This is a genomic window from Pseudoalteromonas sp. SCQQ13 (assembly GCF_015864415.1).
Taxonomy (GTDB): Bacteria; Pseudomonadota; Gammaproteobacteria; order Enterobacterales; family Alteromonadaceae; genus Pseudoalteromonas; species Pseudoalteromonas nigrifaciens.
In genome coordinates this window covers 18,269-33,043 of the sequence record NZ_JADYXG010000018.1, presented here as the reverse complement: position 1 = coordinate 33,043, position 14,775 = coordinate 18,269, and the positions used below count along the sequence as shown (strand labels likewise).

The window sequence follows — 14,775 nt, the reverse complement described above, 5'->3', positions numbered from 1 at the left end:
ATTAAATAGCTTCTAGGCTGTCAATTGGCCAGCGCGGTTTAGTTTTCATATCAAGGGTAGCAAATTGCCCTGCTTTTAACCTTTGCATCCCTGCGTACGCAATCATAGCGCCATTGTCGGTACAAAATTCGGTACGCGGATAATACACTTGCCCTTTCATGCCTTGCATTACACGCTCCAACTGCAAACGTAACTGCGTATTAGCACTTACGCCGCCAGCAATTACTAGTCGTTTAATACCGGTTTGCTTAAGTGCACGTTTGCATTTTATTACCAAGGTATCGATAACCGCGGTTTGAAATGCATGTGCTATATCGGCTTTAGTTTGCTCGTCATCATTGTTTTCACGAATAGTGATAGACGCTGCTGTTTTTAAACCGCTAAAACTAAAATCTAGACCAGGCTTGTCTGTCATCGGACGTGGAAATATAAATCGCTTAGCCACCCCCTGCTCTGCCATTTTAGCTAAACGTGGGCCACCGGGGTAATCAAGTCCTAGTAATTTTGCTGTTTTATCAAATGCTTCGCCTGCTGCATCATCAACCGACTCACCCAGCACTTCATACTGGCCAATACCGGCTACCTTAACCATCATGGTGTGTCCGCCCGATACTAGCAAAGCAATAAACGGAAACTCAGGAACATTTTCCTCAAGCATGGGCGCCAATAAATGCCCTTCCATATGATGCACTGCTACAGCAGGAATATCCCAACCATAAGCAAGAGAGCGACCAATTGAGGTACCGACTAAAAGTGCGCCAACTAAACCAGGGCCTGCTGTATACGCAACGCCATCTAAATCTTCAGGTCCGCAACCCGCTTGTGCAAATGCAGCGTCGATAAGGGGCAGCGTTTTACGTACATGATCCCGTGATGCCAGCTCTGGCACTACACCGCCATAGTCTGCGTGTACTTTTACTTGGCTATATAATTGATGCGCCAATAAACCTTTTTCGTCATCGTATATAGCAATACCGGTTTCATCGCATGACGATTCAATGCCCAAAATTCGCACTGTTTTTCTCCTGCCACCTATTTAGGTGCTTTTTAAACTAAATTATTTACGTTTTATAATGTTAAACCAATATTGGTTTGCCCATCAGCAAGCACATGTTTTTTAAGTTCTTTAACATTATCAGAGGTCACACGGCCCATGGCTTCTACAAAATCAATTAGCTCACCTAATACATCCATTTCGTATTGCATTAGTGGGTGTTCGCGTATTGCTTTGTTATCGGCAACTTCACCTTCAACAGTCATTTGATACTCAATAAAGCGGGCAACCGTTGCTTGCGATATTTTACTTATATTTATGAGCTCTTGCTCATCTTGCGCCATTAAACCATGCATAAGACTTAATAATGCGGTCGCGGCATCAATTGCCGGATACGTACCAAACATATCAAAGTCAGCTAGCTCAGGCACATTGGGTTCTATTTTCTCGATTTGCTTTTCAAGATCAATCTTACTTTTTGGTAGCAGTATTTTCTCCCAGCAAACATTTAAAGCACTGCGTAAAACGGTTTCGTCACCAAACCCTGTTGCTTCACTAAATAGGCCATAGTTAGGTAGCATACGTTCAATTAAGGCACTGGCTAACACTGCTTTTTGTAAGTAGTTTAGCTCTCTAATACGCTGAAAGTTATTTGCTTTTGTCATTTTTTAACGTCTCGCATGACCAACAAAATTCAAATGTTGATCCATTATGCTCATTACAATTAGGACACACCCAATCTGGAGCTGATTGTTTTACTTGCTGGTAGTTTACCAATATTTGTCGCGCATGGCGCTCTTTTATCGCATAAACCTGCACACTGGCTTGAGCCTGATCAAACGGTATTTCTCCTAAAGCTCCTTGCAGCATTTCACCTTTAATTTGACACTCTATGCCATCATTTAAGATTAAGCCTTTAATTATATTCGCTTCTAAACTATTTTCAGCGCGATATATTGTTATCCATGTGAAAGGGTCAGCGGTTAAGTTATCACTATTAGTATTTTGCAATTTTCACCTCATTTATTTGTGTTTACAATGCCTTTCATTAATGTGTTAATTCATAAACTAGCCAGCTTGCAGGAATAAATATGACACTTACAACTCCAGGATTACTTTTTCCGGCTATTTCATTGTTACTACTTGCCTATACAAACCGATTTTTAGTAATAGCGCAATTAATTAGAGGATTAAACGCCCGTGAAGGTGAATCAATTCGCCCGGTTGTTGTTGCGCAAATAACCAATTTAAGAAAGCGTATAAAACTTATAAGAACCATGCAGGTATATGGAGTTGTATCTTTTTTACTATGCACACTTTCCATGTTTGCGTTATTTATAGAGCTCAATACTACTGGAATTATTTTATTTGGCGTTAGTCTTACTTGCTTAAGTTTATCGTTATTAACCTCGTTATTTGAAATTCATATTTCTTGCGATGCAATTGAAATAGAACTGCAAAGCATTGAAAATAAACCATTGAGCAACCGGGTTAGTCGTAACTTTGTTGAATAAAAGCTTATAGTTTCAAATAATAATTTTTGCACAGTGGTTTATTAACCCTTAAGGCAAAGCTACTTTATATGTTACTTGCATAATAAAAGCTTAAAACACATAACAAACTATTAGTTATTAACCTAAAGGATAATACTATTTAACAATTTCACTCTTTAATTAATACTAAAAGAGGGATATGCTGATTGAAATTTATTATAAATTTACAATCGCATTTAAATATTACTTATTAATTTTAATAGATTAATAAGTAATATTACTATGTTCGCGTATATGCGACTTACTTATAAAAAGGGACTATAAAGTGAGATTTGAACAACTGGAACAATTCATAGCACTTGGCATGTTACGCCACTTCAGACAAGCCGCAGAACAAACTAAAATAAGCACGTCGGCGCTTACACGTAGCATTCAAACTCTTGAAGAAGAAATAGGCTACGAGTTAGTTAAACGCTCTACTCGCTCGGTACACCTTACCGATGCTGGTGAACTTTTTCTTGATTATGCTAAAAATACGCTTAGTGAGTTGGCATTAACTAAGCAGCGTATTTTTCAATCTATTAATGGCACTATTGAAAAAAAGCTAATTATTGGCTACACCAACAAAGCAAGTAGTGTTGTACCTATTTCGTGTGGGCAATTTTTAAATCAATATCCGCATATTAAAATTGAAATGCAACTCCAAGATAAACAAGAACTTTCGCGTAAACTGCAACAGGGCGAAATAGATATTAGTGTTTATTCGCAAGCCATTAATAGCATTGGTAGTGATATTCACTTACCTGATCAGCTAATTTTATTTGTTTCTAAAAACCACCCTCTTGCGCATAAAGCCGACATTAGCAAACAAGAGCTAGATCACTACCCTATGTTTGGTTGTTTTTCACAATCTAAACCCGTACAACTTATGCTTAATGAAGCCATTGATGGATTAAACAAATCATCTAGCATTAAAGTTGGCAGCATAGAGCAAGTAATGGCAGGTCTTGAAAAGTCAGATCATTTTGCAATAGCAGGCATTGAGCACACCAATGCTATTGCTGAAAATAGTAATCTTATTCAGTTAAAAACCAATAAAGACCTAAGCCGTGAGCAACTTATAGTACAAACGAGTCAAAAAATTGAAGTGGGTGAGCATATAGAGCACCTGTTATCACTGATAAAAAAAATGGCTATGACGGTAAATTAATAAATAAAATAAGTGCCTTTAAACATATAAATGATGGCTATTAAGTTGCTTTGCACTAGACTAGCAGCTCTTTATTTTAATAATTAGTATCAATGGGCAACTTTATTACCTCAGAAATATATTTAGATCATATTGAAGCTTATGGTTACGCTATTGTTGAAAACGCCATTGATGAAGGCTTAATGTCTGATTTAATGGCCGATTGTTACCGGATAAACCCGCACTTTAGCTTAGCTGGAATTGGCCGCTTAAATAATCAGCAAATTGATAGCACTATTCGCAAAGACAAAACATACTGGTTTGATGGCAGTTCGCAAGCCCAAAAAAATTATCAAACTGCGATGGAAGGCATTAGAACAACACTTAACCGGTGTTTTTTTATGGGGTTATTTGATTATGAATGCCACTACGCAAAATATACTTTAGGTGATTTTTATAAAAAGCATGTTGATGCTTTTAAAGGTCGTTCTAACCGTGTTTTTACCACCGTTTTATACTTAAACACGCCACAGCAAGGCGGCGAGTTAGTTATTTATAAACCTAAAAGTAAAGACATTGAAATTACTATTAGGCCAACAGCTGGCACCTTAGTATTATTTGAAAGCGAACGCTTTGTTCATGAAGTGCTACCTGCGGTTGATGAACGCTACTCGATTGCTGGTTGGTTCAGAAAAAACACGTCAATCAGTGGCATTATTGATCCACCCCGCTAACAATACTCTACCCTGTTATTAAAATGCGACAGGGTAGGAAAACAATAAGCCGATAAAAAAGGCTAATCCTACATAATGATTGTTTAAAAACGCTTTAAAACAATCGGTGCGTGCGCGTTGTTGAATAAGCACTTGTTGGTAAACTAACAATACAATAGCAACACTAAGACCAAGCCAATAACTCAGCCCAATATTATTAAGTGCTCCTATAGCGAGCATTAACGCTATAAAGGCTAAATTAAGTAACCCTATAATGTGACGATCGTATTTACCAAATAAAATAGCGGTAGATTTAACCCCTATTTTTAAGTCATCATCTCTGTCGACCATGGCATACATAGTGTCGTAGGCTACCGTCCAGCAAATATTAGCAATAAATAACAGCCAAGCCTGTATAGGAAGTGCATTAATTGACGCCATAAAAGCCATAGGAATAGCCCAACCAAATGCTGCGCCTAACACCACTTGCGGTAATTGTGTATAACGCTTCATAAACGGGTAACAAAACGCTAAAGCAAGTGCACCAAAAGAGAGTAATATTGTATTTACACTAAGCATTAACACCAGTAAAAATGCGACTGTTATTAATAATATAAACAAACTAATCGCTTCACCACTACTAACCTGTCCTGAAACTAATGGCCGCTGCATTGTACGTTTAACCGAACCATCTATTTTTCTGTCGGCAAAATCATTAATAACGCATCCGGCGCTGCGCATTATCACAACACCCAGCGTAAATACTATAAAGTTAGTTAAACTTGGCATTCCTGCATTTGCTAACCACAGCGCCCAATATGTTGGCCAAAGTAATAGTAAAGTACCTATTGGTTTATCTATACGCATGAGCGCAATATAATAAGGAATATGGCTTGGGGTTAAACGCGCTAATTTCATGAGTACAAATACGCTCCTGGTAAAAACACTTCACACACTAAAAATTTATAGTCTTTAAGCGAAAATAGACTGCGACGGCCAAGTAAACTTTGCGATGGTAACTTTAATTGTGCAACAAGCTGTTGTAATGAATGCTGGGTATTAAAGCGCGCAATTTCTATATCTGTGCGGGTTAATTGTGGATCTTGAAAAATCACATCGCCTAATGGTCGCTCCCCCATATTATGTAATTTATTATTTGCGGCGTTTACACTTGCTGGCAACCAGCTTTGCGCATATACAACCGGTTTATTGTCGCAAAGTAAAAGTACCTCACGGTTAAGCGCAGTAGTTTGCGTACAGCCTAATAATTGTTGTTGCTCTGCACTAAGCTCAAACTCTTGCTCACTAAGTACTTTTACACTAAAACACTGTGAGCGACTTTTTAATTTGGCTGTTAATGAATGCGGTTCAAATAACCACTCTTGCTCTGCACTCGATAAATCACTAAACAGTGAGGCACATTGCCAATCGGCAGATAATGAAACAGGGAAAGTAATCACAATTGCTCTACTTAATAAAAATCAGTTGAATAATAACATTGCCAAAGCATTTGAAAAAGTACGATTTACTGCCACTAATAGTTGCTCTGCGCTGTATATTAGGCACTATAAGGTATAGACTATTTACAACACGTTTATAAAAAACAGCATTTAACATGAAAAAAACAGTATTCGCCGGCCTTTTTGTACTTATCGCAAGTTTAGTAAGCTTAACCGCACGAGCAGATTCGACTGTGGGTTACTTTGGTTTTGAGCCAGACATTATTACCAACTATATTGGCGCATCGAGTAAAAAAATGGGCTATGTGCGCATTACTATCGATTTAATGCTAAATAACGCATCAGATATTGCAACCGTAGAGCACCATACGCCATTGCTGCGCGACGCCTTAGTTGAAATTTTATCTAAAGAACCTGAAGATAAAATAAAATCGCTCAGTGGGCGTGAAGAAATAAGAGTAAAAAGTGCAGCAAAACTTAAAAGCTTATTAAAAGAAGAAACGGGACAAGAGATCATCCGTGAAGTCTTGTTCACCAAGTATTTATATCATTAATTGTGGCTTTTAGTTTTTAATATAGACGTGGTAACGGCATAAGCCATACCGCTAATTAACCCGCCTAAATGCGCCCAATTAGCCATCCCTATAAACAACACATCCGCAAAACCGAGCACCAACCAAATTAGCATAAAACCAATAATTGCAGTACTTACTAATGCAGGTTGTTTAGGGTTTAAGGCGCTGTGGATCCAGCAAAAGCCAAGCAGCGCGTATACCACGCCACTTAGGCCACCAAAGTTAGGGCCAACCATTAAATATTGTGCCCAATTGCTGATTAAGGCGCTTACCACAAACAGCCCGATTAAGCTGAGCTTGCCACATTGTTTTTCGATATTATCGCCAAGCGACACCCACCAAACTAAGTTAAATACAATATGCATGGCGCTAAAGTGCACTATAGCAGGGGTAATCCACGTTAATGGCTCGGCAGGATTAAACTGCAACGTGGTATATATTGTTTCAAATCCACCCAATAAAAATGCAATATAAATAACAATACTTAAAATGCTAACCGTTTGATTAAGCCAGCTAAGCGCTTTAAATCGCGCCACTAAATTCAGCGATTGCCCTTGATACTTAAGCGGTGATTGCGTGCTTCCAACTTCCCAAGATGCTTGCTGGTAGCGGGCATGATTAGGATTTTGCGTAAACTCAGCCCAAAGCGGTTGCACTTGATGAAAGTGCTCAGGTAAAACGCTAATAATTACTGTGCTACCATCTGTTGAGCGTAACTCGCCTTGCAAGTCTTGGCTTTTTAAATAGTCTATAAAGCCTTGTGCAGCACGCGGATTATTTAAACTGCCAAGCTCTATCATCGTTCAACTTTCTCGCTGTAGGCCGCTTCCCATGCTGTAAAACCACCATCCATACTGTACACATCTTCAAAACCTTGCTCCACTAAGTAGCTTGCTGCGCCTTGCGAGCTCATACCGTGATAACAAACAATAATTATTGGCTGATCAAACTCTTTTTCCATCATAAAGTGTGCAATGTTAGCGTTCGAAAGCGCTTCAGAACCTGGAATATGCCCCGCTTGATATGAATTTGGATCGCGGATGTCTGCAATTACTACGTCTTCTTTATCTAATAATTCAAGAGTTTGTGCTATTGATATATGTTTAAATGCCATTGAAATCTCTTTTAAAAATAATTAAATCAATAAAAAAGGCGACTCAAGCCGCCCTTTTAATACCATTTATAAAACCGTATTAAACTAAATTAATCCCAGTTTAGTATCACTTTGCCTGATTGTCCTGAAATCATCATATCAAAACCAGCTTGAAAGTCGTCTATTGAATATTGATGAGTGATAATTGGGTTTAAGTCTAAACCTGATTGAATAAGACTTGCCATTTTATACCAGGTTTCGAACATTTCACGGCCATAAATACCTTTGATCACTAAGCCTTTAAAAATCACTTGGTTCCAGTCTACCGCCATATCTGATGGTGGAATACCTAGCATGGCAACTTTACCGCCATGGTTCATATTATTTAGCATAGAATTAAAAGCACTTGGTACACCCGACATTTCAAGACCAATATCGAAGCCTTCAGTCATACCTAGCTCTTTTATTACATCTTCAAGCTTTTCGTTGGCTACGTTAACAGCGCGTGTTGCACCCATTTTGCGTGCTAGCTCTAAGCGGTATTCGTTTACATCGCTAATAACTACGTGACGTGCGCCTACGTGCTTTGCCACTGCTGCTGCCATAATACCAATGGGGCCTGCACCAGTAATTAATACATCTTCGCCGACTAAATCAAACGACAGCGCGGTATGTACGGCATTACCAAAAGGGTCAAAAATTGATGCTAATTCGTCTGAAATATTATCAGGAATTTTAAACGCATTAAACGCTGGTATAACTAAGTATTCAGCAAATGCACCTTCGCGATTTACGCCTACACCTGTGGTGTTACGACATAAATGTACGCGCCCTGCACGACAGTTACGACAATGGCCACACGTAATATGGCCTTCGCCAGATACTCGGTCGCCAACCTTAAAACCACGTACTTCTTGGCCCATATCGACCACTTCGCCAACATACTCATGGCCAACAACCATAGGTGTAGGAATAGTTTTTTGCGCCCACTCGTCCCACTTATAAATATGAACGTCGGTGCCACAAATTGCAGTTTTACGAATTTTAATTAGCAGGTCGTTATGGCCAACTTCTGGTTTTGGCGCATCTGTCATCCAAATACCCGGTTCTGCTTTTAATTTAGATAATGCTTTCATAATTCACACTCAACTAAAAAACCGCGGCTATAGCGCGGTTTACAATAAAATTAAATAACGCCCATTTCTTTACCAATACGGGTAAAGGCAGCAATGGCGGTATCAAGTTGTTCAATGCTATGTGCAGCTGAGATTTGGGTACGAATACGTGCCTGACCTTTAGGTACAACAGGGAATGAAAAACCGGTTACATAAATACCTTCAACTAATAACTTATCAGCCATTAATGATGCAACTTTAGCATCGCCTAGCATAACTGGAATAATGGCATGATCTTTACCACCACAGGTAAAGCCAGCTGCTTCCATTTGCTCGCGGAAGTATTTAGCGTTTGACCAAAGCTTAGCGCGAAGCTCGCCACCACTTTCTAGCATTTCAAGCACTTTAATCGATGCAGTCACAATTGCCGGAGCTAATGAATTTGAAAATAAGTAAGGACGCGAACGTTGACGCAACCACTCAACAATTTCTTTTTTACCTGATGTATAACCACCTGATGCACCGCCCAATGCTTTACCTAAGGTACCGGTAATAATATCTACGCGATCAAGCACGTTACAATACTCTGGTGTGCCTTTACCATTTTCGCCAACAAAGCCCACAGCATGCGAGTCGTCAACCATTACTAATGCATCGTATTTATCAGCTAAATCACACACAGTGGCTAAATCACAAATAACGCCATCCATAGAGAACACGCCATCTGTAGCAATTAGCTTAGTTTTAGCACCTGCTTCGGTCGCGGCAATAAGCTGCTTTTCAAGGTCAGCCATATCGTTATTAGCATAACGAAAACGCTTAGCTTTACATAAACGTACGCCATCGATAATTGAAGCATGATTAAGTGAATCCGAAATAATCGCGTCTTCTGCGCCTAAAATAGTCTCAAACAGACCTGTATTAGCATCAAAGCACGATGAGTATAAAATAGTATCTTCAGTTTCTAAAAACTCACTGATTTTTTTCTCTAACGTTTTGTGAATATCTTGCGTACCACAAATAAAGCGTACTGAGGCCACACCAAAACCATGTGCGTCTAAGCCATCTTGCGCTGCTTTTATTAGCTCAGGGCTATTTGCTAAGCCTAGGTAATTATTAGCACAAAAGTTAATTACTTTGCCTGATGCAACTTCAATTTGAGCTTGCTGCTGCGATAAAATAATACGCTCGCTTTTATACAAACCTTCAGTTTTTACGTCTTCAATTTGCTGTTGTAGCTGGCTAAAAAAAGCAGATGCTCTCATCTTTAGTCTCCATTTTATTTAACAGGTTAAACAGCAAAACAAAGCTACTGTTTATTATGTGGGGTATTGTAAAAGTTTAACGAATAAAATGCACTGTTTGCAGTTCATCGCAAATTATAAATTTGGCAGCAATTCCTGCCAGTTTACAGTGCCTGAATTGGGGGGCGTATTTAAATTTATAAAAGTGCTGGTAAATCATTAATTGAATTGAAAATAAAATCTGCAGTTTGTTTGGCGCTGTCATCAAACTGCTGGCCAGAGTGCACCAATACGCGCGTGGCAATGCCAGCTTGTTCTGCAGCTTGCATATCACTTTTTTTATCGCCTACCATAATACTTTGCTGCGGATCGATATTATGCTCACTAATACCTTGTAGTAGCATACCAGGGGCTGGTTTTCTGCAAGCGCACTGTTTTAAATACTCAGGCAATGCATTTTTAGGATGATGAGGGCAAAAATAAACGTCGCTTATCAATATCTGATGTGCGCTAAACTGTGCTTTCATCCAGCTGGTCAGTGCTATAAAGTCAGCCTCGGTGTAATAACCACGGCCAATACCTGACTGATTAGTTACAATAATAATTTTATAACCGGCATCATAAAATGCCTTGCACGTGCTAAATACTCCTTCGATAAATTCAAACCGCTCACTTTGATACACATAGCCATGATCAACGTTTACTACGCCATCTCTATCTAAAAATAGCGCTTTATTTTTTTGTGATTGATTCATTATAACGACTCTTTTTGCACAACATGATCAAACATAGCTTTTACCGCATCAATGGTAATTTGGCTCATTAAATCGTCACCTTTAATACGTGTGCCCCAAGGCAGCTGCTGCGCTGTTTTACCCGTTTGTTTAAGCAAGTTTTGATGATATACCTCAACCACATAGTTTTGGTATAAATACGGCCCTGTACGCGCTGGGTTTGAATGGGCATATAGCCCAATAACAGGAGTGCCTACCGTTACTGCCATATGGGCAGGGCCAGTATCTGGGGCTAGTACTACACTGGCGCGTTTTAACACGCACAACAATTCTTTAAGCTTAGTTTTACCAACTAGGTTTAAAATGCTGTGTTGGCTGTGTTTAATAATATTATTGGCAAGGTTTATTTCCAGCTCGGTAGGGCCGCCGGTCAAGGCCACTTTAAATCCCTGCTGATGGGCATAATCAGCAAGCGCGGCATAACGTTCGGGAAGCCAATTACGCTGCGCTTTACTTGCTGCTGGAGAGATAACAAACAGCTTATTAGATAAATATTCTGCAGTGAGTAATTCATCGGCTGTGTTTTGATCTTGCTGTGTATAAGGCATTTCCCAACTTGGCTGATAATCATTTACGCCAATGGCTTTAGCAAAGCCTTTAAACCCTTCTAACACGTGCGCATGTGGCTGCGCTGCAATGCGTTTATTTATAAATAGGCTATGCAGTTCTTTTGAGCGCGCCCAATCAAAGCCTATTTTAACTTTTGCAGGAATACAACGTGCAACAAACCCGGCCCTTAATGCCACCTGCATATTAAGCAGTACATCAAAGTTTTGCCCTTTAAAAGTTTGCTTTAAATTTTTCAGTGCTACGCGGCCTTGTTTTTTATCAAACACCACCAGCTCAACACCGGGTAAGTTAGCCAATAACATAGCTTCTACTTTGCCAATAACCCAAGTGATTTTTGCATTAGGATGCGCTTTTTGAATCGCTTGTACTGCACTCACAGCATGGCATACATCGCCAATAGCAGAGAGTCGTAAAATACAAATAGAGGAGTAGTTAGGCACTGAAGTCACGCGTTTCCTTGGGCATTAAATAGTAAAACCCGATCTTAAATTATAATCGCGCTATTGCAAGTACTTATCCTCGGCTTTAAAACGCGCTAACATAGGCGCATATTTAAGTAATACCCGTGAGCTATGTTCAAACAACACGTCCAAGGTAAGCATACTCTGCTGAGCCACCCTAGTTATGAAAATCAGGTTAATTTAAACTGGTTTAATGCCGACTACTGGCAGCAACAAAATAAAATAGTGGGTGCTAAAAAAGGCCGCGCAATGGCGTGGTTTTTTAAAAATAATGAACTAACCGCTGTGCTAAGACATTATTGGCGCGGTGGCTTGGTCGGTAAATTACTCAGTGACCAATACTTGTATTTAGGCTTTGAGCAAACGCGAGTATATAAAGAGTTTGCCTTAATGGCGCAGTTAATTGAGCTTGGCTTAAATGTACCAACTCCCATTGCTGCAAAAGTGACTCGAAGCGGGTTAATTTACCGCGGTGATATTATTACCGAGGCGGTAACAGGTGCCAAAAGTGTACTGGATATACTTGTTGAGCGTGCTTTAACTGAATCTGAATTAACAAGTATAGCAACAACCATTGCGCTCTTTCACCGTAAAGGCGTATACCACGCAGATTTAAACATTAATAATATTTTATTTAATGACACTGGCCAAGTATATATTATTGACTTTGATCGCGGCGAAATTAAACCGCCCGCCTTACAATGGCAACAAAGTAATATGGAACGCCTAATGCGCTCGTTTTTAAAAGAACAAGGCCGCAACCCTGTGTTTAACTGGCAAGCCAGCGACTGGCAAGCCTTGTATGCCAGTTACACAAAGCTTAAGCGCTAACTTACTTTAGCTGCTAGTTAGCTAAAGCTAAGTACTTGGCAGCCACTTGCTCTGCGTTTACTTGTTGTAAAATAGCTGCATTTGTAACGTTTGGCTTATCTGCCAGCACTTGTTCAATTACACGTGCTAACTGCTCACTTTGCTGTATTGGCACTAAATACTTACTTAGCGCACCTGTTAGTATTTCGCTGGGGCCAAAAGTACAGTTAGTGCTCACCACTGGTGTACCTACTGCAAGTGCTTCTATTAATACCGTTGGCAAGCCTTCAAAATCTGAGCTTAATACTAGCGCTTTGGCATGTTTTATCCAATTATACGGATTTTGCTCAAACCCTGGCACAATCAGTTGCTCTGCAATTCCATATTGCTGTGCAAGTTTTAATGCCTTTGTCGGTTTGTTACATAACAGTACTAGTTTGTACTTTTTATCTAACTTAGCAAACGCTGCGAATAAAATATCGTGACGTTTTTGCTTGGCTAATCGCCCAACATGAATAAGGTAAGGCACATTAGGAATGTTAGTGTTTAGCTCACTGGCTTGCTGATTGATTTTTTTTAAATCGAATGGGTTATAAATTGTAGTGATCGCACTTGGAGTAATTAAGTTACCTTGGGTAATTTCATTTTCAACCCCTTTGGATACACAAATGAGTGATTTACCATTTAAATTTTGTTTACTTTTTTTAAGGTATAAATAAGAAAGAGGCCCTAATTTTTTTTGCCTTGCTAGCTCAGCATTTACTGAGTTATGCATAACAAAATGGATATTTTCGACATTACTACGCGCAAGCAGGTTATTACTACGATCTAAATTTGACAGTACTAAGTCAATGTACCCGACTTCACTTTTCTTTTTTTCAAACCACGACTCTAGTTTAGCGACACTTGCTTTTCGTAGCCAAAAACGGTCAACCTTCGACGCTCTATCCGTAAATAAGCTCTCAACTTGTAAGTTACTTGGGATATCGTATTCAACGCTATTAGCGAGTGATAAAATAGTCACATTGTGTTTAAGTGTCGCTATTTGCTCAGCCAAAGTAAGCATTACTTTTTCAGCACCACCGCCAACCAGTGAATCAATTACTATCACTATATTCATTATTTACTTCCAAATAATAATGCTTTTACACCTTGGTTAATTACATCAAAACTATGCACGTTTGCAAATAACGCGTAGTTACTGAGTATATTTTGATAATTAGGTTCAGTGATAATCTCATTTACTTTATTGGTTATGTCTAAAATATCGAGTTTAGCTTTTATTACCACGCCAGTAGTAACGCAGCGTGCAATACGGTTACTTTGATCTTTTGATATAGCGCAAGCGACTGTAGGAGTTTGTACCGCAATAGCTTGTAATAATGTATCGCCCGCACTTAATAGCGCTACTTTAGCTTGGCTTAACAATGCCAAAAACTCACTACCCTGCTGACTTGGTATGCAAATTAATTCATCAGTTTGCGGTAACGGCTTGGTGTAATTGGGCCCAAAAACAACAACCCCCTTTAGCGAGGTACGTTGAGTGATGGCCAGTGCAGCTTGAAAATAAATATCAGCACAATTTTGACCGTTTAAAGTGTGTCCGCCTGAGCCTGCATTCACTATAAAATATTCATTTTTTGTTAAATCATAGTCGTTTAATACTTGCTGCTTTTGTTGCTCAGAGGCAAACGCAGTATAGGGACCTACATTATGCGGAGGTGCTAAAGCAAAGGTATTTAATTTAAGCTTTTCTAGCCATGTAAGTGGCTCGATGCAGTAATCTGGCTGTATTACCCAGTGCACGTCAATTAAACCAATACGATTAAGCTTTAATCCTTTGGCTCGTTTTTTCTCATGTTGCGAGATGAAAACAACTTTTGCGCCCACTTTTTTTGCCGCTTTCATATGCTCAGCACGACCAGCACAATCAAACACCACCACATCAGGCTTATATTGCTCAATAAATTGACAAACTGCTTTAGTTTCTTTGGTTGCCGACCTCTCTAAAAGTGTGGTTTCAAAAGGGCAACTTTTAGCATAAGCCGTATGTTTATTTAAAATAAAGTGGATATTTATATCCCCTGAGCATTCATTTTCTAGCGTTTGCGCTAGCAAAAGTGAACGCATATATTCACCAATACCCTCTGGTGATGATACAGGAATAAATAAAAGTCGTTTTTTGCTCATTACAATCTCAATTTCCGATTTGGCACTCAGTATATCAATCACATAGTTTTAGCGATAGATAGCGACCCTTTTTA

The 14,775-nt window shown here is 39.2% G+C and carries 18 protein-coding genes; 5 read left to right on the top strand and 13 right to left on the bottom strand.

The window, feature by feature from the left end; all coding sequences use genetic code 11:
* Position 1 precedes the first annotated feature (1 nt).
* Genes tsaD through I6F41_RS14030 form a run of 3 tightly spaced genes read right to left on the bottom strand, consistent with a single transcriptional unit; the run spans position 2 to position 2,005 of the window.
* On the bottom strand, positions 2–1,015 hold the full coding sequence (tsaD, locus tag I6F41_RS14040; protein WP_011328961.1) for a tRNA (adenosine(37)-N6)-threonylcarbamoyltransferase complex transferase subunit TsaD: 1,014 nt from the start codon (positions 1,013–1,015) through the stop codon (positions 2–4).
* 53 nt (positions 1,016–1,068) lie between these two features.
* The gene (locus I6F41_RS14035) at positions 1,069–1,659 is read right to left on the bottom strand and encodes a YjaG family protein (protein ID WP_011328962.1); all 591 of its coding nucleotides are present in this window, start codon (positions 1,657–1,659) and stop codon (positions 1,069–1,071) included.
* Complete coding sequence (locus I6F41_RS14030) at positions 1,643–2,005, bottom strand: putative signal transducing protein (protein ID WP_011328963.1); 363 nt, start codon at positions 2,003–2,005, stop codon at positions 1,643–1,645. The genes I6F41_RS14035 and I6F41_RS14030 overlap by 17 nt, the downstream gene beginning before the upstream one ends.
* An 80-nt stretch (positions 2,006–2,085) precedes the next feature.
* On the opposite strand from I6F41_RS14030, the gene I6F41_RS14025 reads away from it, so the two are divergent.
* The 3 genes from I6F41_RS14025 (at position 2,086) to I6F41_RS14015 (ending at position 4,410) form a co-directional block, all read left to right on the top strand.
* Positions 2,086–2,508 carry a DUF2721 domain-containing protein gene (locus tag I6F41_RS14025; protein ID WP_011328964.1) on the top strand — a complete coding sequence of 141 codons (423 nt, stop codon included), beginning with the start codon at positions 2,086–2,088 and terminating at the stop codon, positions 2,506–2,508.
* Between the two features lie 304 nt (positions 2,509–2,812).
* Positions 2,813–3,697 (top strand): LysR family transcriptional regulator, encoded by an 885-nt coding sequence (locus tag I6F41_RS14020; RefSeq protein WP_041454528.1) that lies wholly within the window; start codon positions 2,813–2,815, stop codon positions 3,695–3,697.
* A 92-nt stretch (positions 3,698–3,789) separates the two neighbouring features.
* Positions 3,790–4,410 (top strand): 2OG-Fe(II) oxygenase, encoded by a 621-nt coding sequence (locus I6F41_RS14015; protein ID WP_041454529.1) that lies wholly within the window; start codon positions 3,790–3,792, stop codon positions 4,408–4,410.
* An 18-nt stretch (positions 4,411–4,428) separates the two neighbouring features.
* Here the strand turns inward: I6F41_RS14015 and ubiA are convergent, their stop codons facing one another.
* Positions 4,429–5,307 (bottom strand): 4-hydroxybenzoate octaprenyltransferase, encoded by an 879-nt coding sequence (gene ubiA / locus I6F41_RS14010; RefSeq protein ID WP_086994012.1) that lies wholly within the window; start codon positions 5,305–5,307, stop codon positions 4,429–4,431.
* Positions 5,304–5,849 carry a chorismate--pyruvate lyase family protein gene (locus tag I6F41_RS14005; protein WP_011328968.1) on the bottom strand — a complete coding sequence of 182 codons (546 nt, stop codon included), beginning with the start codon at positions 5,847–5,849 and terminating at the stop codon, positions 5,304–5,306. Before I6F41_RS14005 ends, ubiA begins: the two co-directional genes overlap by 4 nt.
* Positions 5,850–6,004: 155 nt before the next feature.
* Here I6F41_RS14005 and I6F41_RS14000 point away from each other — a divergent pair, with 155 nt between their 5' ends.
* Positions 6,005–6,403, top strand: coding sequence for a flagellar basal body-associated protein FliL (locus tag I6F41_RS14000; protein WP_011328969.1), 399 nt, complete (start codon positions 6,005–6,007; stop codon positions 6,401–6,403).
* Here the strand turns inward: I6F41_RS14000 and glpG are convergent.
* From glpG to I6F41_RS13970, 6 genes are all read right to left on the bottom strand, one after another.
* Complete coding sequence (gene glpG, locus I6F41_RS13995) at positions 6,400–7,224, bottom strand: rhomboid family intramembrane serine protease GlpG (RefSeq protein WP_089368665.1); 825 nt, start codon at positions 7,222–7,224, stop codon at positions 6,400–6,402. The two genes, I6F41_RS14000 and glpG, sit on opposite strands and share 4 nt — an antisense overlap.
* Entirely contained in the window at positions 7,221–7,538 is a 318-nt protein-coding gene (gene glpE, locus I6F41_RS13990) for a thiosulfate sulfurtransferase GlpE (protein WP_011328971.1), read from the bottom strand. The genes glpG and glpE overlap by 4 nt, the downstream gene beginning before the upstream one ends.
* Before the next feature lie 89 nt (positions 7,539–7,627).
* Complete coding sequence (tdh, locus tag I6F41_RS13985; protein ID WP_011328972.1) at positions 7,628–8,653, bottom strand: L-threonine 3-dehydrogenase; 1,026 nt, start codon at positions 8,651–8,653, stop codon at positions 7,628–7,630.
* Between the two features lie 50 nt (positions 8,654–8,703).
* Complete coding sequence (locus tag I6F41_RS13980; protein ID WP_011328973.1) at positions 8,704–9,897, bottom strand: glycine C-acetyltransferase; 1,194 nt, start codon at positions 9,895–9,897, stop codon at positions 8,704–8,706.
* Positions 9,898–10,073: 176 nt separating this feature from the next.
* The gene (gene gmhB, locus I6F41_RS13975; RefSeq protein ID WP_011328974.1) at positions 10,074–10,631 is read right to left on the bottom strand and encodes a D-glycero-beta-D-manno-heptose 1,7-bisphosphate 7-phosphatase; all 558 of its coding nucleotides are present in this window, start codon (positions 10,629–10,631) and stop codon (positions 10,074–10,076) included.
* Positions 10,631–11,689 carry a glycosyltransferase family 9 protein gene (locus I6F41_RS13970; RefSeq protein ID WP_011328975.1) on the bottom strand — a complete coding sequence of 353 codons (1,059 nt, stop codon included), beginning with the start codon at positions 11,687–11,689 and terminating at the stop codon, positions 10,631–10,633. The genes gmhB and I6F41_RS13970 overlap by 1 nt, the downstream gene beginning before the upstream one ends.
* A 123-nt stretch (positions 11,690–11,812) precedes the next feature.
* Here I6F41_RS13970 and I6F41_RS13965 point away from each other — a divergent pair, with 123 nt between their 5' ends.
* Positions 11,813–12,532, top strand: coding sequence for a 3-deoxy-D-manno-octulosonic acid kinase (locus I6F41_RS13965; protein WP_197108654.1), 720 nt, complete (start codon positions 11,813–11,815; stop codon positions 12,530–12,532).
* Positions 12,533–12,545: 13 nt separating this feature from the next.
* Here the strand turns inward: I6F41_RS13965 and I6F41_RS13960 are convergent, their stop codons facing one another.
* Together I6F41_RS13960 and I6F41_RS13955 are read right to left on the bottom strand one after the other, a co-directional pair.
* Positions 12,546–13,631, bottom strand: a complete 1,086-nt coding sequence (locus tag I6F41_RS13960; RefSeq protein ID WP_182684352.1) for a glycosyltransferase — start codon at positions 13,629–13,631, stop codon at positions 12,546–12,548.
* Positions 13,631–14,701 (bottom strand): glycosyltransferase family 1 protein, encoded by a 1,071-nt coding sequence (locus I6F41_RS13955; protein WP_182684353.1) that lies wholly within the window; start codon positions 14,699–14,701, stop codon positions 13,631–13,633. The genes I6F41_RS13960 and I6F41_RS13955 overlap by 1 nt, the downstream gene beginning before the upstream one ends.
* Positions 14,702–14,775 lie beyond the last annotated feature (74 nt).

What these genes read in the sequence shown, in the direction of transcription:
- I6F41_RS14035 (WP_011328962.1), bottom strand. Translation starts at nt 1,659, where the DNA reads ATGACAAAAGCAAATAACTTTCAGCGTATTAGAGAGCTAAACTACTTA.
- I6F41_RS14025 (WP_011328964.1), top strand. Translation starts at nt 2,086, where the DNA reads ATGACACTTACAACTCCAGGATTACTTTTTCCGGCTATTTCATTGTTA.
- I6F41_RS14015 (WP_041454529.1), top strand. Translation starts at nt 3,790, where the DNA reads ATGGGCAACTTTATTACCTCAGAAATATATTTAGATCATATTGAAGCT.
- ubiA (WP_086994012.1), bottom strand. Translation starts at nt 5,307, where the DNA reads ATGAAATTAGCGCGTTTAACCCCAAGCCATATTCCTTATTATATTGCG.
- I6F41_RS14000 (WP_011328969.1), top strand. Translation starts at nt 6,005, where the DNA reads ATGAAAAAAACAGTATTCGCCGGCCTTTTTGTACTTATCGCAAGTTTA.
- glpG (WP_089368665.1), bottom strand. Translation starts at nt 7,224, where the DNA reads ATGATAGAGCTTGGCAGTTTAAATAATCCGCGTGCTGCACAAGGCTTT.
- glpE (WP_011328971.1), bottom strand. Translation starts at nt 7,538, where the DNA reads ATGGCATTTAAACATATATCAATAGCACAAACTCTTGAATTATTAGAT.
- tdh (WP_011328972.1), bottom strand. Translation starts at nt 8,653, where the DNA reads ATGAAAGCATTATCTAAATTAAAAGCAGAACCGGGTATTTGGATGACA.
- I6F41_RS13980 (WP_011328973.1), bottom strand. Translation starts at nt 9,897, where the DNA reads ATGAGAGCATCTGCTTTTTTTAGCCAGCTACAACAGCAAATTGAAGAC.
- gmhB (WP_011328974.1), bottom strand. Translation starts at nt 10,631, where the DNA reads ATGAATCAATCACAAAAAAATAAAGCGCTATTTTTAGATAGAGATGGC.
- I6F41_RS13965 (WP_197108654.1), top strand. Translation starts at nt 11,813, where the DNA reads ATGTTCAAACAACACGTCCAAGGTAAGCATACTCTGCTGAGCCACCCT.
- I6F41_RS13960 (WP_182684352.1), bottom strand. Translation starts at nt 13,631, where the DNA reads ATGAATATAGTGATAGTAATTGATTCACTGGTTGGCGGTGGTGCTGAA.
- I6F41_RS13955 (WP_182684353.1), bottom strand. Translation starts at nt 14,701, where the DNA reads ATGAGCAAAAAACGACTTTTATTTATTCCTGTATCATCACCAGAGGGT.